At 74.3% G+C, this 18,165-nt stretch carries 17 protein-coding genes; 7 read left to right on the top strand and 10 right to left on the bottom strand.

Translation table 11 applies throughout. The annotated features are described in order from the left end of the window. Window positions 1–243 precede the first annotated feature (243 nt). Window positions 244–2,142 (top strand): putative bifunctional diguanylate cyclase/phosphodiesterase, encoded by a 1,899-nt coding sequence (locus tag ACZ56V_RS07860; protein WP_467378281.1) that lies wholly within the window; start codon window positions 244–246, stop codon window positions 2,140–2,142. On the opposite strand, the gene ACZ56V_RS07855 is transcribed toward ACZ56V_RS07860, so the two are convergent. From ACZ56V_RS07855 to ACZ56V_RS07840, 4 genes are all read right to left on the bottom strand, one after another. After that, window positions 2,118–3,218: an LLM class flavin-dependent oxidoreductase gene (locus ACZ56V_RS07855; RefSeq protein ID WP_398910644.1), complete on the bottom strand. Its 1,101-nt coding sequence runs from the start codon at window positions 3,216–3,218 to the stop codon at window positions 2,118–2,120. The two genes, ACZ56V_RS07860 and ACZ56V_RS07855, sit on opposite strands and share 25 nt — an antisense overlap. 82 nt (window positions 3,219–3,300) lie before the next feature. Further along, window positions 3,301–3,765, bottom strand: coding sequence for a pyridoxamine 5'-phosphate oxidase family protein (locus ACZ56V_RS07850; RefSeq protein WP_468940170.1), 465 nt, complete (start codon window positions 3,763–3,765; stop codon window positions 3,301–3,303). A gap of 133 nt (window positions 3,766–3,898) precedes the next feature. Then, window positions 3,899–4,465: a dihydrofolate reductase family protein gene (locus ACZ56V_RS07845; RefSeq protein WP_468940168.1), complete on the bottom strand. Its 567-nt coding sequence runs from the start codon at window positions 4,463–4,465 to the stop codon at window positions 3,899–3,901. Continuing rightward, window positions 4,453–5,712 (bottom strand): MFS transporter, encoded by a 1,260-nt coding sequence (locus ACZ56V_RS07840; protein ID WP_468940164.1) that lies wholly within the window; start codon window positions 5,710–5,712, stop codon window positions 4,453–4,455. Before ACZ56V_RS07840 ends, ACZ56V_RS07845 begins: the two co-directional genes overlap by 13 nt. A gap of 91 nt (window positions 5,713–5,803) precedes the next feature. On the opposite strand from ACZ56V_RS07840, the gene ACZ56V_RS07835 reads away from it, so the two are divergent. Then, window positions 5,804–6,130, top strand: coding sequence for an ArsR/SmtB family transcription factor (locus ACZ56V_RS07835; protein ID WP_468940162.1), 327 nt, complete (start codon window positions 5,804–5,806; stop codon window positions 6,128–6,130). A gap of 150 nt (window positions 6,131–6,280) precedes the next feature. Here the strand turns inward: ACZ56V_RS07835 and ACZ56V_RS07830 are convergent, their stop codons facing one another. The 4 genes from ACZ56V_RS07830 to ACZ56V_RS07815 are packed head-to-tail and all read right to left on the bottom strand — an operon-like array spanning window position 6,281 to window position 11,376. Further along, window positions 6,281–7,642: an AAA domain-containing protein gene (locus ACZ56V_RS07830; RefSeq protein ID WP_398910652.1), complete on the bottom strand. Its 1,362-nt coding sequence runs from the start codon at window positions 7,640–7,642 to the stop codon at window positions 6,281–6,283. After that, the gene (locus ACZ56V_RS07825) at window positions 7,639–9,273 is read right to left on the bottom strand and encodes a hypothetical protein (RefSeq protein WP_468940158.1); all 1,635 of its coding nucleotides are present in this window, start codon (window positions 9,271–9,273) and stop codon (window positions 7,639–7,641) included. Before ACZ56V_RS07825 ends, ACZ56V_RS07830 begins: the two co-directional genes overlap by 4 nt. Continuing rightward, window positions 9,270–10,502, bottom strand: a complete 1,233-nt coding sequence (locus tag ACZ56V_RS07820) for a hypothetical protein (protein WP_467378267.1) — start codon at window positions 10,500–10,502, stop codon at window positions 9,270–9,272. Before ACZ56V_RS07820 ends, ACZ56V_RS07825 begins: the two co-directional genes overlap by 4 nt. Continuing rightward, the gene (locus tag ACZ56V_RS07815; RefSeq protein WP_468940154.1) at window positions 10,399–11,376 is read right to left on the bottom strand and encodes a phosphatase PAP2 family protein; all 978 of its coding nucleotides are present in this window, start codon (window positions 11,374–11,376) and stop codon (window positions 10,399–10,401) included. Before ACZ56V_RS07815 ends, ACZ56V_RS07820 begins: the two co-directional genes overlap by 104 nt. Before the next feature lie 213 nt (window positions 11,377–11,589). Between ACZ56V_RS07815 and ACZ56V_RS07810 the strand changes: the two genes are divergently transcribed. Continuing rightward, complete coding sequence (locus ACZ56V_RS07810) at window positions 11,590–12,186, top strand: histidine phosphatase family protein (RefSeq protein WP_356372197.1); 597 nt, start codon at window positions 11,590–11,592, stop codon at window positions 12,184–12,186. 116 nt (window positions 12,187–12,302) lie between these two features. Here the strand turns inward: ACZ56V_RS07810 and ACZ56V_RS07805 are convergent, their stop codons facing one another. Next, complete coding sequence (locus tag ACZ56V_RS07805) at window positions 12,303–13,715, bottom strand: hypothetical protein (protein ID WP_468940152.1); 1,413 nt, start codon at window positions 13,713–13,715, stop codon at window positions 12,303–12,305. Window positions 13,716–14,000: 285 nt separating this feature from the next. Between ACZ56V_RS07805 and ACZ56V_RS07800 the strand changes: the two genes are divergently transcribed. Then, window positions 14,001–14,381, top strand: a complete 381-nt coding sequence (locus ACZ56V_RS07800) for a hypothetical protein (protein ID WP_398910662.1) — start codon at window positions 14,001–14,003, stop codon at window positions 14,379–14,381. A 54-nt stretch (window positions 14,382–14,435) separates the two neighbouring features. Beyond that, window positions 14,436–15,305, top strand: a complete 870-nt coding sequence (locus tag ACZ56V_RS07795) for a spermidine synthase (protein WP_467378263.1) — start codon at window positions 14,436–14,438, stop codon at window positions 15,303–15,305. 28 nt (window positions 15,306–15,333) lie between these two features. Here ACZ56V_RS07795 and ACZ56V_RS07790 read toward each other — a convergent pair whose 3' ends face one another. Continuing rightward, the gene (locus ACZ56V_RS07790; RefSeq protein WP_468940148.1) at window positions 15,334–15,903 is read right to left on the bottom strand and encodes a hypothetical protein; all 570 of its coding nucleotides are present in this window, start codon (window positions 15,901–15,903) and stop codon (window positions 15,334–15,336) included. A gap of 119 nt (window positions 15,904–16,022) precedes the next feature. Here ACZ56V_RS07790 and ACZ56V_RS07785 point away from each other — a divergent pair, with 119 nt between their 5' ends. Both ACZ56V_RS07785 and ACZ56V_RS07780 read left to right on the top strand, forming a co-directional pair. Then, window positions 16,023–16,727, top strand: a complete 705-nt coding sequence (locus tag ACZ56V_RS07785; RefSeq protein ID WP_467378260.1) for a response regulator transcription factor — start codon at window positions 16,023–16,025, stop codon at window positions 16,725–16,727. After that, window positions 16,724–18,136, top strand: coding sequence for a sensor histidine kinase (locus ACZ56V_RS07780; RefSeq protein WP_468940144.1), 1,413 nt, complete (start codon window positions 16,724–16,726; stop codon window positions 18,134–18,136). Before ACZ56V_RS07785 ends, ACZ56V_RS07780 begins: the two co-directional genes overlap by 4 nt. The last annotated feature ends 29 nt before the right edge of the window (window positions 18,137–18,165 follow it).

The following is an 18,165-nucleotide window of genomic DNA, read 5'->3' as shown; positions in this document are numbered from 1 at the left end:
AGCCGGCCGGGATTTCGACGGTGTTCTCCCGGCCGACACCTCGAAGGCACTCACGGAACGTCACAACTGGTCGGAGGCGTGACGGACCCGTCCAGGTGTGAGCAGAAACGATCTGCCGAAGGGGTCGCTCGGTCCGGAACGCGGGTCGGCGGCTGGAAGGGCCCGGTGTCAGCCTCTATGATCGGCACACTTTCCTGCACGAACAGAGCACGAACAGAGATCGAGGCACTGCGGGAGCGAGCGGTGAACGGAACCTCCGAAGGGCCGGCGCCTGCGGCAGACCTCGGCCCGATGGTCACAGAGAGTGACGACTGTCTGGCTCCTCGTGCCGGGCGTACGGGGCCGCCGACCTACCGGTCGGTGTTCACCGCGGCCCCGCTCGCCATGGCCGTCGTCGACGCCGAGGGCCTGGTCGTCAGCGCCAACGACACCCTGGGCACCCTGCTCGGCACCGACCCGGCCGCGCTGGCCGGCTGCGTGGCGGCCGACCTGGTCGACCTCGCCTCCGACGCCGGCACCTGGCACGCCTACCGCGAGGTGCTGCGCGGCCACCGGCCCCGGCTGCGCTGCACCAGACGGCTGAAGCGGGGCGACGGGCACTCCCTGTGGGCGCAGGTGACGGTCGAGCCGCTGGCCGACTCCGGGGACGCCGGGGACTCCGGGGGCGGGGACACCCCGGGCCTGCTGCTCTCCGTCACCGATGTCAGCGCCCGGCGAGAACTCCAGGCCCGGCTGCGCCACCTCCAGATGCACGACCCGGTGACCCGGCTGCCCAACCGCGCCCTGTTCTTCGAACGCCTGACGGCCGCGCTGGAGGCGGAGTCGTACGAGAACGGCGGCACCGGCCGGATCGGCGTGTGCTACCTGGACCTGGACGGCTTCAAGGCCGTCAACGACACCCACGGCCACCGCGTCGGCGACCGGCTGCTCGCCGCCGTGGCCGAACGGCTGACCAGGTGCGCGGAGGAGGCCGCCCACCCCCGGTCCGGCGCGCCCCTGGTCGCCCGGCTCGGCGGTGACGAGTTCGCCCTGCTGGTGGAGGACTCCACCGGCACCGACCAGCTCGCCGACCTGGCCGGGGCGGTCCTGGCGGCCCTCCAGCCGCCCTTCGAGCTGTCCGACCGCCGGCTGTCGGTCACCGCCTCGGTCGGCGTCGTCGAACGCCACACCGCCGGTACCACCCCCACCGCGCTGATGCAGGCCGCCGACACGACCCTGTACTGGGCCAAGGCCGACGGGCGGGCCCGCTGGACCCTCTTCGACCCCGAGCGCAACGCCAACCGCATGACCCGCCAGGCGCTGGCCGCCACCCTCCGCCCGGCCATCGAACGCGGCGAGTTCGCCCTGGAGTACCAGCCGCTGGTCGGCATGGAGGACGGCCGGGTGCGGGGCGTCGAGGCGCTCATCCGCTGGAATCATCCTCAGTTCGGCGTACTGGCGCCGAATCGGTTCATCGCACTGGCGGAGGAGGATGGTTCGATCGTTCCCCTCGGCCGCTGGATCCTGCGCACCGCCTGCCACCAGGCCCGCCGCTGGCAGCTGGCCCATCCGGACGAGCCGCCGATCTTCGTCAGCGTCAACGTGGCGGTCCGCCAGGTGTGGGACTCCGACCTGGTGGCCGACGTGGCCGGCACCCTGGAGGAGACCGGCCTCGCCCCGGAGCTGCTCCAGCTGGAACTCACGGAGTCGGCCGTGATGGGCTCGGCGGGACGCCCCCTCCAGGTCCTCAAGGCGCTCAGCGACATGGGCGTCCACATCGCCATCGACGACTTCGGCACCGGCTACTCGAACCTGGCCTACCTCAGCCGCCTGCCGGTCTCGGTGCTGAAGCTGGACGGCGCGTTCGTCCGGGGCTTCCAGTACGCGGCCGTGTCCGACGCGGGACCCGGCGAGGTGGCCAACCCGGCCGACGAGGTCATCGTCGAGGCGATGGTCCAGCTCGCCCACCGCCTCGGCCTGACCGTCACCGCCGAGTGCGTGGAGACCTCGGACCAGGCGACCCGGCTGCGCCGCATCGGCTGCGACACCGGCCAGGGCTGGCTCTACTCCCGGCCGGTGGCACCGGACCGCATCTCCGCGCTGCTGGGCCACGCGGGACCCGGCGGCCCCGCCGGGGTTCAGGCGGGCGTCGGCAACCCGTAGGCGTCGGCGATCAGTTCGTAGGAGCGCAGGCGTACGTCGCCGCCGTGGGCGTTGGCGGTGAGCATCAGCTCGTCGGCGCCGGTGCGCTTCTGCAGGTCGTCGAGGCCGGAGCGCACCTCGTCGGCGGTGCCGTGGATGACGTTGGCGTTCCAGGACCGCACGAACTCCTCCTCCATCGGGCTGAAGTCGTACGCCTCGGCCTCCTCCGGCGTCGGCACCAGCCCCGGGCGCCCGGTGCGCAGCCGCACCATGTTCAGCGCGGCCGCCAGCACCTGCCTGCGGGCCTCCTTCTCGTCGTCGGTGGCGAGCGCGGAGACGCCGATGAGGGCGTACGGCGCGTCCAGGACGGCCGACGGGCGGAAGGACTCGCGGTACAGGTCGAGCGCCGGGACCGTGTTCTGCGCCGAGAAGTGGTGCGCGAAGGCGAACGGCAGCCCGAGGGTGCCGGCCAGCCGCGCGCTGAAGCCGGAGGAACCGAGCAGCCACACCGGCGGCCGGTGCGCCGACTGCACGCCCCCGGGCGAGGTGGCCTGCACGGGGCCCGGGACGGCGTGGATCCGGGCGTAGGGGTGGCCGTCCGGGAAGTCGTCGTCCAGGAACCGGATCAGCTCGGCGAGCTGCTGCGGGAAGTCGTCGGCGCCCTCGTTCAGCCGGTCGGTGCGGCGCAGGGCGGCGGCGGTGGCCCCGTCCGTGCCCGGGGCGCGGCCGAGCCCGAGATCGACCCGCCCCGGCGCCATGGCCTCCAGCGTCCCGAACTGCTCCGCGATGACGAGCGGCGCGTGGTTGGGCAGCATGACGCCGCCGGACCCGAGCCGGATGCGGTCGGTGTGGGCCGCCAGGTGGGCCAGGATCACCGCGGGGGAGGACGAGGCGACGCCGGGCATGGAGTGGTGCTCGGCGACCCAGTACCGCTGGAACCCGCGGGCCTCGGCGAGCCGCACGATGTCCACACCGGTCCGCAGCGCGTCGGTGGCGGTCCGACCGGCACCGACGGTCACCAGGTCCAGTACGGAGAGGGGGACGGGAGCGGTGCCGTGGGCGGTGCCCCGGATCTCCTCTGCGGCGTCTGCGGGCATGGCGGGGTGCCTCCTGTGGTTGACGTACACGGGTCGCTTCGCGAGTTAACAGGAGGGGGCCTCCGGTTATTCCCCGGCCCGGTCACCGCGCCAGCCACGCTCCCTCACGCATGATGACCCGGCCGCGAAGCTCCGGTTCTCCTCGCCAGGCGCGCACCGTCCTCGGCTCGACGCGCAGGTAGAGGAAGGGACCCTGTTCCGTCCGCGGATCCCAGCCGAACTTGCCCGCGAAGGCGTCGGCGGCGTCCCGCGGCACCTCGCTCGCGGGAAACGCCTCCGCCTCTCCCTGCAGCATCACCACGTCGAAGGTGTCCGGCAGCGCCAGGCGTACGCGCGGCTCCTCGCGTACGTTGCGCGCGCTCGCGGAGGACGCACCGGTGCACATCCAGATCGCCCGTCCGTCCCACAGGAACCACAGCGGCACCTGGTGCGGCCCTTGGTCGGGGTGCGCGGTCGACACCCACACGTCGCGCTCCGTGTCCAGCCGGTCCAGGGTGTCGCGCCTGCGCTCCGCCGCGGTGCGGCGGGTGATCTCCGTAGCCTGCATGGACGCCGACCCTAGGCTCGGCGATCGCGCTGCGCATCGGGCGCGAGTCCTAGGCCGAGGTGCCCGAGCCCCGGCCGTTTCGCGGGGTCCGGGCGTGCCCGTCACGGCGGACCGGCCGGTCTGGCGCCGCTGGTCAGTGGAGCACGCGGTGGCGGAGGTGGACGACGTTCCGCCCGAAGGTGCGGGACTCGACGAGTTCGAGGTTCACCCGGCGCTCGTGCCGGGGGAAGTACGGGGTGCCGCCGCCGAGCAGCACCGGGTGGACCATGGCCCGGTACTCGTCGATCAGGTCGGAGTCGGCGGCCTCGGCGGCGAGGGTCGCGCCGCCGAGGGCGATGTCGCCGTCGCCGGGTTCGGCCCGCAGGCGCTCGATCTCCTCGGCCAGGGTGCCGGAGGCCAGACGGGTGTTGGTGGCCCGGACCGTCGTCAGCGTCCTGGAGAACACCACCTTCGGCAGCGCCTTCCACAGCGCGGCCCACTCCAGCTCCGCGGCGCCCAGCGGCTCGTCCTGCTCGGCGGTCTCCCAGTACAGCATCGTCTCGTACAGGCGTCGGCCCAGCAGGTGGACGCCGGTCTGCCGCAGCTCGTCGATGAAGTGCCGGAAGACCGCCTCGTCCGGGTCGGACCAGTCGATGGCGCCGTTCGGGTCGACGATGCATCCGTCGAGGGACACGTTCATCGAATAGGTCACCCTGTGCATCGGACGGTCTCCTCACCTCGGTAACCGGTCGGGTTCGACAGTACGGCCTCGGGGCGCCGTCGCCGACGTTCCAGCACCCGCTCGACGAACCCGGCGGAGAGGCAGAGCAGGGCCGTGAGCACGGAGAAGACGAAGAAGACCGTGCTGCTGCCCCAGACGGTCGCGCCGACGCCGACGAGAAGTGTGGGCGTGATGAGTGCGCCGTACGCGAGCAGGTAGAACATCGACATGACGGCCCCGCGCCCTTCGGCGGGGATGCCGGCGGTGAGGTGACGCAGGGAGCCGCCGAAGGCGAGCCCGTAGGCGCCGCCCTGGAGGGCGACGGTGACGACGATGACGACGGCGTTGCCGGTCGCGAAGGCACCCACTCCGGCCAGCATGAGTACGGCAAGCGCCGTGTCGCCGACGAGTGCGACCGTGCGGGCCGGACGGCGGGCACTGAGGATCTGGGTGCAGGCGGCGGCGAGGGTCACGGCCGCGATGACGACACCGCCGAAGAACGGACCGTCCACGTCCGCGGCGTCGGCGGCGATCGCGGGTTCCAGGGAGAAGCAGACCCCGAGTACGGCCCAGGCGGCACCCGCGCCCATCACGGCGAAGGTGAAGCGTCCGCGCATCTCCTTGGGCACGTGCGGACGCGGGATTCCGAGGGGTGCGGTACCGGGCGAGGGGTGCGGTTCGCGCATCACCAGGAGGAGGACGAACAGGACGAGGCCGATCAGCGCGTCAGTGAGGTAGGGCAGAAGCAGGGGGTGGAAGCCGGTCTGGGCGAGGGCCGCGGTGCCGAGCGCGGCGGCGGCGATGCCGATGTTGAACGCGATGGCGGTGAGCGTCCCGCTGCGCGCCGCCCGCTCGGGGCTCACGTCCAGCAGGGCGGCTCCGCCGACGACGACGATCGCGCCGATGCCCAGGCCGTTGAGCATCCGGGCCACGACGAGGTACGCGGGTCCTGCGGCCAGCACGAAGACGGCGAGCCCGGCGAGCAGCAGCAGGACGGCCACGAGAAGTACGGGCCGACGGCCGTAGCGGTCGGACAGGGCGCCGGACAGGAGGATCGCGACGACCGCGACGGCCCCGTACGCGGCGAAGATGACGGTGGTGAGAACGGGAGGGTAGTCCCACTTCTCGGCGTACAGGGAGTAGAGCGGTGAGGGGATGGCGGAGGTCGCCTGCCCGAGCATGAGGAGGACGAGGAGGGCCGGGTAGCTCCATGACTGGGGGCGGCGGCCCTGGGAGAGTTCCCGCACGAGGACTCCAGGGGAAAGGGAAGTATGATGTGCGTCGTACTTCGAGGATGCTAGGGAGAAGTATGATGCTCGTCAAACTTGGTGGTGTCTGATGCCGCCCTGGGAGGTCCCGTCCGACCAGTTGCCGCCCGTCGCCGCGGTCCAGAAACTGCTGCGCGCACTCGCGGATCCGGTACGCCTGGAAATGGTGCGGCGTCTGGCAGTGGATCCGGCCGGCGAAGCGCCCTGCTCGGATCTCTACGAGGGCCTGAACAAGTCCACCGCCACCCACCACTTCAAGATCCTGGTGGAAGTGGGCGTCTTCCATCCGGTCATGGTCGGCCCCTCCCGGGGTCACCGCTTGCGACGTGACGCGTTGCAGGAGGCGGCGCCCGGCCTGCTGGACGCACTGATGGGAGCCCTGGCTCACGAGAACTGACGAACGGGCGTCAGCCGGCGATGCCGACCGCGAGCCGGTCGGCGGCGGCGCGGGCTCGCGGCCGAGGAGTTCGGCAGGCAGCGGGTCGGCGTCGGTGAAGGAGCCCGCGCGGGCAGCCTGGAATCAGGTGAGCATGAGTCGGGGCGGTGGTCAGGGCCGCCAGGCCACCCGGTGTTCCGCGAGGTGGGCCAGTACCGCGTGGTTGGCCTCCCAGCCGTCGGGGAACTTCACCAGCGTTCCCAGTTGGACCGGTTCCGTGGACGGATAGTCGTCCAGGAGGTCGCCCACGCCCTCGCGGCAGACCACGATGCACGCGTGCCGGTGCCGGGAGGCCAGGACGCACAGGCGGCCGGTCTCCAGGTGGAAGGCGGTGGCGTCGGGGCGGCCGGAGAGCGGGTGCAGGACGACCGTGACGTCGTACTCGCGGCCCTGGAGGCGGTTGGCGGTGTCGACGGTCACCTCGCTCACCCCGAGGTCGGTCAGCGCCGCACGGACGGCCGCCGCCTGGTCCCGGTGCGCGGTGCCCACGGCGATGCGGGCCGCGGTCAGCGGAGCGGGGTCCGGGGAGCGCTCGGAGGTCGCCCGGCCCTCCCGGTCGAGGAGACGCCGGACCACCGCCGCCACCGCGCGCACCGCCTCCGGGTCGGTGCGCGGCGTGTGCCGGGCGGGCAGCTCCAGCAGGCCCCAGCCCGAGGCGGCGGCCTCGTCGATCACCTGGTCGGGACCCGAGCCGTCCGACGGCACCGCGAAGGCCAGACTCCGGTCCCCGTGGTCCGTGCCGCTGCGGAACGGCGTGTACGGGTAGAAGGCGTCGGAGACCAGGCGGGCCGCCGACGCCGGGAGCCGCCAGGAGACCGGGAGGCGGTGCTGGGGGAGGCCCGGGTTGTGGGCGAGGAGGGTGGTCACCGCCGAGGACGACGGGTCGTAGGCCAGGCCCGCCCACTGCTCGCTGCCCACCGTCGCGAACGGGTCCAGCTGGCCCGGGTCGCCCACGAACAGCGCCCGCTCGAAGAGCCCCGCGACCGCGAGCAGGGAGTCCGAGCGCATCTGGTACGCCTCGTCGACGATCGCGTGCCGCCAGGGCTCGTCCACCTTGACGTGCGCCCACTTCGCCGCCGTCGACAGGACGACGGCCTGCCCGGCGAGGTCGGCGGCCTTCGCCGACTTGCGGACGCCCGCCAGCGCGTCGAGCGCCTTGTCGTAGGGGTCGGCGTCACTGCTGTGCAGGCGGCCCACCGGGAGGTCCGGGTTCTTCTCGGCCAGGCGCAGCACGAGGTCGTCGACCTGGGCGTTGGTCTGCGCCACCACCATCAGGGGGCGGCCCGCCTCGGCCAGCTCCAGCGCCGCCCGCACCACCAGCGTGGACTTCCCGGCGCCGGGCGGGGAGTCCACGACGACACCGCGCTCCGTGCCGTGCAGGGTGTCGTGGAGGATCGCCGCGGTGGCGCGGGCGGCCTCCGTGCCCGGGTCGAACGCCGCGGGGGCGGGTGCGGCAAGGGCCTCGGCGGTCACAGCACGTCCTCCTCGGTCTGGGCGTCGGCGGCCTCCGGCACCGCGGCCGCCTCACCGGGCGGGCCGCCGTGCGTCCACGGCGTCTGCTCCGGGTCGGGGAGCTTCGCGCCGCCGCGCTGCTCGTGCTCGAAGAGCGTGAAGCAGACCAGGTCGCCCTTCTCCGGCACCGACCCCGCCTCGGGCTCCTTGCCGCGGCCCATCTTGTCCATGATCCGCAGGACCAGCGTGCCGTTGTCGGGATCGCCGTCGGATCCGTCCGGGAACGCCGGTCCGACGTACTCGGCCGTCTGGGGCTTGCCGCCCAGCGAGCGGTAGACCTTCACCCGCTCGCCCAGGTGCGGGCGGTCGTCCGTGCGGACCGTGACCAGCGGGCGCGGACTGGGCCGCTTGCTCTCGCTGTACGCCATCACCACGTCGACGACCTCGCCCGCGAACGCCTCCCCGGCCAGCCGCCGCCCGGCCATCACCAGCGGATCGTCCAACGCCTCCTGGGCCTCCAGACGGGCCTGCTCGCGCTCGCGCGTGGCCAGCTTGTTCGCCGCCGTCACCGCGTCGTCCCGGCGCGGCTGCGGGGGCTCACCGGCCAGGATGCGGTCCCGGTGGGAGGTGAACGACCAGCGGTCGCGGGTCCAGCGCTCCTCGGTGTGCGCCCCTTCGGGCAGCTCCCGCAGCAGGTCCAGGCCCCGCCACACCGCGTCCCAGGTGGGCCGGGTCCGGCTGTCGACCAGGGCGCGGATCTCCCGCTCGGCGGCGGTGAGCGCGCCGAGCCGCTCGTCGGCCTCCAGGCCGTCCTCGGCGGCGGCCAGCGCGGTGCGGGCGCGGTCGTGGCGCTCGATCGCGGGAGCGAGCAGTTTGTTGTCGAAGGCCGGGTCGGTCGCCGGGCCCGCGGGCGGGCACAGCAGCTGGCCTTCGGCGTCGCGGGCCAGCTCGGCGCGGCGGGCGGCCTCGGCGCCGGTCAGGCCGGGCTCCGGTGCGTCCTCGGGCGCGATCCACGCGAGCAGGGCCCCCAGGTGCTGGTCCTCCAGCGTGGACTGCCCGGTCGCCCAGTGCCGGCCCAGCAGGTCGGTCATGGCGAGGAGGAGGGCGGAACCGGGCACGCGGGCCCGCTCGCCGTAGTGGGTCAGCCACCGGCCGAGCAGCGGCACCCGCGGCGGCGCCGGGTGCGGAGTCTCCGGGTCCTGCTCCGCCGTACGGCGAAAACGCATGGACCGGCCCAGCAGCCGCACGAAGTCGATGCCCGCGCGGCTCGGCACGACCAGCTGCGCGGCGTCCGCGCACAGGTCGACCTCGACCTTGACCCGCTTGCCCGTCTCCGGGTCGGTCTCGGTGCGCTCGGCGGCCTCGACGCTCTGCGCGTACGCCTCGATGTGCGGCAGCACGATGTCGGCCAGGTCGGCCAGGAACGCGAAGCGCAGATCGCGGTCGCGGGGCTGCGGCACGACCAGCAGGTGCGGCGCGTCCCGGTCGGTGCCGACCAGCGCGCCGAGCGGGGCCCCGGCCTCACCGGCGGTGGTCAGCGGCACGAAGACCAGCGGACGGTCGGACAGGTGCCGGTGCCGGACGGTGGCGGCGGGCTGGGCCCGGCCGGTGCGCACGGCCTCCAGCCGGGCCAGCGTGGTGATCAGCGTCACGCGGGCCCCCCGCCGGCTCCGATGCCGCCGCCCGCGGCCGCGCCGGTCCCCGCACCCGCCGTCGCGAGTGCCTCCGCGCGCAGCCGGGCCGCCCTGCGCAGCGCGGCCACCGCCGGGTCGTCCGGATCGCCGGTTTCCCCGCGGGCCGCGGCCAGCACGTCCTCGACCGTGCAAAGACCGCCCAGCTCGGCCCGCACCGGGCGGCCCAGGGAGGTGACCGCACCGGCCTCGCGGGACCGGGCACGGCAGTGGAAGGCCAGCTCGCACGCGGACAGGCACTCGGGCGCGTACGTCGCCGGGACCGCCTCGACCGCCGCCGCCAGCTCCTCGGCCGGCAGCTCCGGGGAGAAGCAGACGCCCTCCGGCAGCGCGTCGGCGATGTCCTCGACACGGGTCAGCCGGGCCAGCTGGCGGGCGGTGACGGCACGCTGCTTGCGCACGTCGACGGCGGACGCGGTGGGCAGGTTGGAGAAGTCCTTGGGGCAGACGAGCAGCACCCGGTGACGCACGCGCGGGGCCGGGTCGAGCCGGGCGGCGACCCGCTCCAGGGCCAGCACGTACACCGCAGCCTGCCGCGCGGCGGCGCCGACCTTCGCCGGGTCGGCGGAGCCGTCCAGCATGGGGAAGGACTTGATCTCGACGACCGTCCAGCTGCCGTCCGGATGCACCACCACGGCGTCCGGCTCCAGGAAGGCGGGCGAACCGGCGACGTCCAGCGCGAGCATCGGATGGTCGAGCAGCGTCCACGCACCGGCTGTGCCACCGGCCTCGCGCAGGGCCAGCGCCGTGCGCGCGGTACGCCCCTCGGGTCCGGTCGCGGTCAGGTCGGGCACCTCGGCCCCGGCCTCGGCGGGCGGCTCGGCGCCCCGGTCCAGCTTCTCGTGCACGAGCCGCAGCAGCTCGGCGCCGCCGTCCGCCTTGACCTTCGCCTCGAAGGCGTTGCCCCGGGTGAGGGCGAACTGCGACTGTCCGAAGGCCGACGGCGAGCCCAGCGCACTGGCCAGGGAGGCCTTGTCCACGCCCGCGCCGTCGAGGATCGCGCGCCGACGGCACCCCGGGTTGGCCGCGAGGGCGGCCAGGGCCCGGGCGTCCAGCGCCTTGGCCGGTACGTCGGGACCGCGCAGCTCAGCGAGCCGGTGCCGGAGTCTCGTCCCCCGCGTCCGAGGGGGCGGGGTCCGGCTCGGCCCTTGGTCCGAACCGCTGCTCGCGCTGCCGTGGAAATCGCTCACCCGCGGAAGTCTGGCATCCGCCACTGACAATCGCGGAACCCGCGCCGTCCCGGACGGACGCCGAGGCGCTCGCGGAGTCGGCCGCGGCCGGTGCGAAACGGGCCGTGAGCCGGGTCCGCGCGCGCACCGCGATCCGCAGCACGAACGGCGTCAGCAGCAGCCCCGCGCCCATCACGGCCGCACCGGCGACCGCGTCCAGGAAGTAGTGGTTCGCGGTGCCCATCACCACGATCGTGGTCACCAGCGGGTAGACCACCCCCGCCACCTTCGCCGTGCGCGTGCCGCCGTGGCGCCACAGCATCACCCCGCACCACAGCGCCCAGCCCACGTGCAGGCTCGGCATCGCCGCGTACTGGTTGGTCATCCCGCCCAGGCCGCGCGGAGCGCTCGCCTCGCCGCCCCACCAGCCGTACGAGCTGTACTGGGCCATCGTGTCGACGAACCCGTGACCGGCGTCCAGCAGCCGGGGCGGGCAGGTGGGCAGGAGAGTGAAGCCGATGAGGCCGATGAACGTGGACGTCATCAGCCAGGTGCGGGCGGCCCGGTAGCGCACCGCGCGGGAGCGGAAGAGCCAGATCAGGATCGCCGGCGTGACCACGTAGTGCAGCGACGCGTACCAGAAGTCCGCCGGTACGCCGATCCACGGCTCGCTCGTGAAGAGGCGGTTGAGGGGGTGCTCCGCGTTGAGGTGGAGCGTCTTCTCGATGTCCAGGATGGCCAGGCCGTGGTCGACGGCGTCGGAGACGTCGCCCCGCACGAGCAGGCGACCGGCGCTGTAGCAGGCGTACACGAGGACGATGAGCGGCAACTCGGTCCACCAGCGCAGCCGAGGGTGCGGGGCCGCCTCGGTGCCCGGTGTCTCGGTGTGCCGCAATCCGATCGCCCTCCCCCTTCTCACGCTTCTCATTTCTCGCTCACTCGTGCGCCTGGACGGACACGGGCGAGCCACTCTACGGCCTCGCCGCGACCGCTCCGCGAAGCGCCCTCGGACGTGATAGACGCGGGCGCCGCCCCTCGGGTTGCCCGCAGGGGCAGTACGGGATGATGGAGGGGTCCCCTCAGACATTTCTCCCGGAAAGGCCCCTCCATGGCACCGCGCATCCTGCTGGCCCGGCACGGACAGACGGAGTGGTCGCTGTCCGGCAGACACACCGGCAGGACCGACGTGCCGCTCCTGGAGGAGGGCCGGCGCGGCGCGAAGCTGCTCGGCGAGCGGCTGCACCGGGCGCCGCTGGACGGGCTGCCCGGCGTCGAGGTGCGGACCAGTCCGCTGGTGCGTGCGAGCGAGACCTGCGAGCTGGCCGGTTTCGGCGACCGCGCCCGCGCGTGGGACACGCTGCTGGAGTGGGACTACGGGGCGTACGAGGGCATGACGCCGGAGCAGATCCAGGCCGTGCGGCCCGGCTGGCTGATCTGGCGGGACGGCGTCCCGGAGGGGGAGGGTGTGGCGGACGTCACCGCGCGCGCGGACGAGGTGGTGGCGTGGGCGCGGGAGGCGGAGCGGGACGTGCTCGTCTTCGCCCACGGGCACATTCTGCGGGCCATCGGGGCGCGGTGGCTGGGGCTGCCGCTGACCTTCGGGGCACGGATACGGCTGAACCCGACGTCGCTGTCGGTCCTGGGGTGGGCGTACGGGGAGCCGGCGGTGGAGAGCTGGAACGACCTGGGACACCTGGTCGGCTGACGGCGATGCCGGTGCCCGGCGTCGGGGCTGGGCGGGGGCGGGGACGCGGCCCGGCGTTGCGGGGTGCCGCTGCGCCCACCCGTGCCGCCCCAGCGGCACGACTGCCCGCAGCTCGGTCAGGCCGGTCGCGGCAGCGCTCCGTGGCGGTCCAGGAAGGCGGAGACGCCCGACGCGCGGCGGTGGGGGAGGAGGACCCGGGCCGTCCCCGCCAGCATCGTGTGGATGCGGGAGGACTGGACCTCGTCCAGCAGGTCCAGCACCCGCATGCCCGCCCCCGCCGCCTCGTCGGGGCGGCCGCCGCGGGCCAGGTCGTCCGCCAGCTCCGCCGAGTACAGCGCGAGGTTCCGGGTGAAGTGCGGGTCCTGGAGATCCGCCGCCCGCCACGCGTGCCGGGCGGCCCGCGGCCAGTCGCCCAGGGTGGACCAGCACTGCGCTTCCAGCCCCTCCAGCTCGGCCTCGCCGTAGAAGCTCATCCACTCGGGGTCGGTGTCCGAAGGGCCCCGCTCGAAGAAGGTCTGTGCGCGGACCAGCGCCTGCTCGCAGCCGACGCGGTCGGCGAGCCCCGCCCAGCCGCCCGCCTCGCGCAGCGCGAGCAGGGACATCAGCCGGTCCGAGCCCAGCGGTCGGGCGGCGCGCTGCGCGGCCTGGGCCGCCCGTACCGCCTCGCGGGGGCGGCCGGCGTCGCGGGCCAGGAACGCCATGTTGCAGAAGGCGTGCGCCTCCAGGCCGGCGTCGGCGTTCATCCGGGCGGTGGCCAGGGCCTCGGCGTAGTGGGAGCGCGCGTCGTCGAAGCGCCCCGAGTCGTGCGCCAGCCAGCCGACGGAGATCGCCAGTTCACCGGCGCCCGTGTAGAGCCGGTCCGCGGTCGCCTGCCGGGAGGCGCCGGCGTCCAGGAGCGCGTACGCGGTGCGCAGCGGGGCCGTCGCGCGCCGGTAGAGGCCGTCCGCGCCGTGCCGGTCGTCGAGCAGCCGGATCCGGCGGACGGCCTCTTCGAGGGCGCCGGCCTCGCCCGTCCCGGCCCGGCGCGTGGGGCGCCCCGCCGCCGCGGCGTCGAGAGCGAGTCCCAGGGGGCCCAGCGAGGCGGCGGCCACCGTGGCACCGCTCGTCATGAATGCGCGACGCAGCACGTCGCTCTCCTCGTTGTTGTCGTGCGTTTCGTACAGGTCTTGCGTGTCTCGCGTGTCATACGTCTCATACGGCTCACCCGCCCCTCGCGACTCACCGGTCGTACGCGTCTGGCGTCCACGCACCGACGAGCGGGGCGCGAACCCCAGGTCGGTGAGCGTGCGGCCGGGGAACATGTGCAGGAACACCCGCTCGTAGGCGTAGTTGGGGCAGCGGATCTCACCCGCCTCGACCCGGCCGACGTAGCGCGCGTCGCAGCTGACCCGCTCGCCGATCTCGCGCGCGGCCCGGCGGACCGCCGCCGCGAACTCCGCCGGGGAGCGCTTGCCGCGCAACCGCCTGAAGGCGAGGTTCGGCCGCGGTGGCCGTTCGGGCTGGGCTGAGGTCACCGTTGACGACGCCATGGCCGGGTCCTCTCGTGCGAACCGTCGAACCATGCCGGGACAGGAGGCGAGCAAGGCTGGCGGCCCTGTTTCCGGCGAGCAAGAACGTACCGGCTGTGACGGAGCGGCCACGCGCTGTTTGGCTACAAACCGGATATCTCATCCACGATCTGCCATGAAGTGCCATCCTTTGCGGCGGCCCTGGGCCGTAGCCGTTGACGGTCCGCCGCGTTGAACGGGGTGGACCGGGAGGCCCCCGACTCCCGAGCAGCTCGTCCGAGGAGGAGTTCCGTGGTGGAGGCCGGGATGGACACCAGCATCAGCGATCCGCTCTGCGACGCCTGTGACGTCGTCACCGTGCCGACCCGTCAGGGTCTGGAGGCGGTCGACATCCTCAGGCGGGGAGCCGGTGAGGGAGTGGGCTCGGTGATCCACGACGACGGCTGCGACACCCTGGGGTTCCTGGTGCCGCCGGGCACCGCCGCCGCCTGGGACGTGCCGGGCAGCACCTGCACGGAGACGGACGGCCGCGGACTGAGCATCGTCCCGGCGCCCGAGCCGCCCGTGGAGGGCTCCGACTGGCTGCTGCCGCCCGGCGAGGCGGACCTGGCGACCGACCCCGCCGTCCTGCGGGCCGCGCTGGGCGAAGCGGCCCGGCTGATCAGGGCCGCGGACAGCTGCCGCTGAGCACCGCCGGGCAGGCCGCCGGGCGCGGTCCCGCCACCGACCGATAATGGGCCGATGGGAAAGTCCAGGAACGCCCGCCGCGGGCGCGCAGCCGTCGACGCCGTCGTCGAGGACGTGGACGGGGGGCGTGCCGAGCTGGTGCCCGACCGGGACCGGCCCCGGGCCTGGACGCTGCTGATCGACGGCGCCCCGCAGTCGCACGTCGACCTCGACGACCCGGCGTACCTGTCCTTCGAGTACCAGCGCCGCATCGGCCACGTCATCGACCTCGCCGCCCCGCCGGGCAGACCGGTCCGGGCCGTGCACCTCGGCGGCGGCGCCCTGACCCTCGCCCGCTACGTCGCCGCCACCCGCCCCCGCTCCACCCAGCAGGTCGTCGAGCGCGACGCCGCCCTCGTCCACCTGGTCCGCCGGGAGCTGCCCCTCGACCCCGGCGCGCGGATACGGGTGCGTTCCGCCGACGCCCGCGCCGGGCTGGCCAAGGTGCCCGACGGCTGGGCGGACCTGGTCGTCGCGGACGTCTTCGGCGGGGCCCGCACGCCGGCCCACCTGACCTCCACCGAGTTCCTCGACGAGGTGCGGCGCGCGCTCGTGCCCGGCGGGGTCTACGCCGCCAACCTCGCCGACGGCCCGCCGCTCGCCCACCTGCGCGGCCAGATCGCCACCGCCGCCGCCCGGTTCGCCGAACTCGCCCTCGTCGCCGACCCGGCCGTCCTGCGAGGCAAACGCTTCGGCAACGCGATCCTGGTCGCCGCCGACCACCCGCTGCCGGTCGCCGAACTCACCCGCAGGGCCGCCTCCGACCCGCACCCCGCGCGCGTGGAACACGGCCGCGCGCTCACCGACTTCACCGGCGGCGCCCAGCCCGTGACGGACGCGGCGGCGGTGGACTCGCCCGCGCCGCCGGAGTCCGTCTTCAAGTGAGCCTCTCCCGGCTGCCGACCGCGTGGGTTCAGTAGCTGCCGATCTCCACCCGCGGCGGCCCGTCGTGCCAGGTGCAGAACACCGACACCCGGTCCGCGCCCGAGGTGAACTCCACCCGGATCCACGACTCCGTCTTCCACACCTGCATCGACCAGCCCGTGCCCGGCGTCGCCGACACCAGGGACGCGGACGACGTACCGAGGTCGAAGACCGCGCGGCCCCCGTCGGTGTCGTAACTCCTGACCTCGCCGGACGTGTCGGGTGCGGGGCTCGCCGGGCCCTCGGGCGGCGTGGTGGACGGTGCGGTGCGCGACGGAGCGGGGGCGGGCTCGCGCGACGTCCCGCTCGGCGTCGGCGAAGGGCTGCCCGACGACGACGGCGACGACGACGGCGAGGGCCGGCTGGTGGACGACGCCAGGGACTCCCCGTCGTCGCCCTCCCCGTCCCGCACGCTCGCGTCGGCCGCCGTGATCGGCAGCGCCCGGGGGGCGTCGTAGGCCGTGCCGGCCATCACCGTGTGCACGCCCCACCACGACAGCGTGACCGCCGCGCCGGTGGCGAGCAGCCAGGCGATCACGTGGACGAGTCCTCTGCGCATCGCGGCCATACTGCCTCACCCGTCCCACGCGTGTCGCCCGAAAGCGGTGTGACGCGGGTCCGGGCGGAGTTGTCCACAGGCCCGGGCCGGGCCGGTCCGCATGGCGTACGGTGCCGCCCATGGCAAGTGTGCTCGTGGTCGAGGACGACCAGTTCGTACGCTCGGCGCTCATCCGGCAGCTGACCGACGCCTCGCACACCGTGCGCAGCGTGGGCACGGCACTGGAGGCGCTGCGCGAGGTCGCCCATTTCCGGTTCGACGTGGTGATCCTGGACCTCGGACTGCCCGACCTGGACGGCTCCGAGGCGCTGAAGATGCTGCGCGGCATCACCGACGTACCGGTGATCGTCGCCACCGCCCGGGACGACGAGGCGGAGATCGTACGGCTGTTGAACGCGGGCGCGGACGACTACCTCACCAAGCCGTTCTCCGTGGAGCACCTGTCGGCCCGGATGGCGGCCGTCCTGCGCCGCGCCCGCGGCGGCCCCGCGGAGGCGGCGGCGCCCACGGTCCTGCGGGTCGGCGGCCTCACCGTCGACCCGCTGCGCCGCCAGGCCGAACTGGACGGCGCGGTCCTCGACCTGACCCGCCGCGAGTTCGACCTGCTCGCCTTCCTGGCCGGCCGCCCCGGGGTCGTCGTCCCCCGCAAGGAACTGCTCGCCGAGGTCTGGCAGCAGTCCTACGGCGACGACCAGACCATCGACGTCCACCTGTCCTGGCTGCGGCGCAAGCTCGGCGAGACCGCGGCCCGGCCGCGCTATCTGCACACCCTGCGCGGCGTCGGCGTGAAGCTGGAGCCACCACGACGGGAGCCCCCGCGATGAGATGGGCCCTGGTCAAGGTCTCGCTGGCGGTCACCGCGATGGTCGTGGTCGCCTTCGCCGTGCCGCTCGGCCTCGTCATCCGGGAGATGGCCCGCGACCGCGCCTTCTCCAACGCCGAGCGGGAGGCCGCCGCCGTCGCCCCCGCCCTGTCCATCACCACCGACCGCGAGCAGCTGGAACGCGTCGTCGCCTCCGCCGGTTCGGACGCCGGGATGGCCGTGCACATACCGGCCCCCGGCGCCGGGTCCGGGGAGGCGGGGACCGGCGGCGCCACCGACCTCGGCCGGCAGCGCGCCACGGACGAGGACATCGCCGCCGTACGGGAGATGGGGCGGGCCTCCACCACCGAGGTGGGCGGCGGGTCCACCCTGCTCCAGCCGGTCGCGCTCAGCTCCGGGGAGATCGCCGTCGTCGAGGTGTACGTCCCCGAGTCCGAGGTGACCAACGGCGTCGGTACGGCCTGGGCGGTGCTGGCCGCGGTCGGCGCCGCCCTGATCGTCGGCTCGGTCGCGGTCGCCGACCGGCTGGGCGTACGGATGGTGCAGCCCGCGCGGCGCCTGGTCGACGGGGCGCACGAACTGGGGGAGGGCAAGCTGGGCGCGCGGGTGCCGGTGGAGGGGCCGGACGAACTGCGGCGCGCGGCGGTCGCGTTCAACTCCATGGCCGACCAGGTCGTCCAGCTCCTCGCCAACGAACGGGAGCTGGCCGCCGACCTGTCCCACCGGCTGCGCACCCCGCTGACCGTGCTGCGCCTCAACGCCGCCTCGCTCGGCGACGGTCCGGCCGCCGAGCAGACCCGGGCCGCCGTCGAGCAGCTGGAGCGCGAGGTCGACACCATCATCCGCACGGCACGGGACGCCAAGCCGCAGACGGCGGCCGCCGGTCCCGGCGCCGGGTGCGACGCGGCCGAGGTGGTCCGGGAGCGGATGGGGTTCTGGTCGGCGCTCGCCGAGGACGAGGGCCGCAAGTGGCGGGTGGCCGGCGCCGACCGGCCGGTGCGCATACCCGTGGCCCGCGCCGACCTGGCCGCCTCCCTCGACGCGCTGCTCGGCAACGTCTTCCGGCACACCGCCGAGGGCACCGCCTTCGCGGTCGACCTGCACAACGGCGAGGACGCGGTGATCGTGCTGGTCTCCGACGCGGGCACCGGCATAGCCGACCCCGAGGCGGCGATGGCCCGCGGCCGGGGCTCCGGCACCGACGGCTCGACCGGGCTCGGCCTGGACATCGTGCGCCGGATGGCGGAGTCGACCGGCGGCGACGTACGCATCGGCTCCTCCGTGCTGGGCGGCACCGAGGTGCGGATCTGGATCCAGCTCGACGGGCGTACGGCACCGGTGCGGCGCGGGCACCGCGGGGCGGTACGCCGACGCCGCCAGGGCCGTGCGCAGGCGCAGACCCACCATTAATCGGCCCCGATCCCTTCCTTAAGCCCACC

It is taken from the genome of Streptomyces sp. NPDC034099, assembly GCF_055575415.1.
The sequence above is the reverse complement of the archived record's forward strand: the minus strand, read 5'-3'. Positions and strand labels throughout refer to the sequence as shown.

What these genes read in the sequence shown, in the direction of transcription:
- ACZ56V_RS07850 (WP_468940170.1), bottom strand. Translation starts at nt 3,765, where the DNA reads ATGCAGGCTACGGAGATCACCCGCCGCACCGCGGCGGAGCGCAGGCGC.
- ACZ56V_RS07800 (WP_398910662.1), top strand. Translation starts at nt 14,001, where the DNA reads ATGGACACCAGCATCAGCGATCCGCTCTGCGACGCCTGTGACGTCGTC.
- ACZ56V_RS07805 (WP_468940152.1), bottom strand. Translation starts at nt 13,715, where the DNA reads ATGGCGTCGTCAACGGTGACCTCAGCCCAGCCCGAACGGCCACCGCGG.
- ACZ56V_RS07845 (WP_468940168.1), bottom strand. Translation starts at nt 4,465, where the DNA reads ATGCACAGGGTGACCTATTCGATGAACGTGTCCCTCGACGGATGCATC.
- ACZ56V_RS07780 (WP_468940144.1), top strand. Translation starts at nt 16,724, where the DNA reads ATGAGATGGGCCCTGGTCAAGGTCTCGCTGGCGGTCACCGCGATGGTC.
- ACZ56V_RS07855 (WP_398910644.1), bottom strand. Translation starts at nt 3,218, where the DNA reads ATGCCCGCAGACGCCGCAGAGGAGATCCGGGGCACCGCCCACGGCACC.
- ACZ56V_RS07835 (WP_468940162.1), top strand. Translation starts at nt 5,804, where the DNA reads ATGCCGCCCTGGGAGGTCCCGTCCGACCAGTTGCCGCCCGTCGCCGCG.
- ACZ56V_RS07785 (WP_467378260.1), top strand. Translation starts at nt 16,023, where the DNA reads ATGGCAAGTGTGCTCGTGGTCGAGGACGACCAGTTCGTACGCTCGGCG.
- ACZ56V_RS07810 (WP_356372197.1), top strand. Translation starts at nt 11,590, where the DNA reads ATGGCACCGCGCATCCTGCTGGCCCGGCACGGACAGACGGAGTGGTCG.
- ACZ56V_RS07795 (WP_467378263.1), top strand. Translation starts at nt 14,436, where the DNA reads ATGGGAAAGTCCAGGAACGCCCGCCGCGGGCGCGCAGCCGTCGACGCC.
- ACZ56V_RS07790 (WP_468940148.1), bottom strand. Translation starts at nt 15,903, where the DNA reads ATGCGCAGAGGACTCGTCCACGTGATCGCCTGGCTGCTCGCCACCGGC.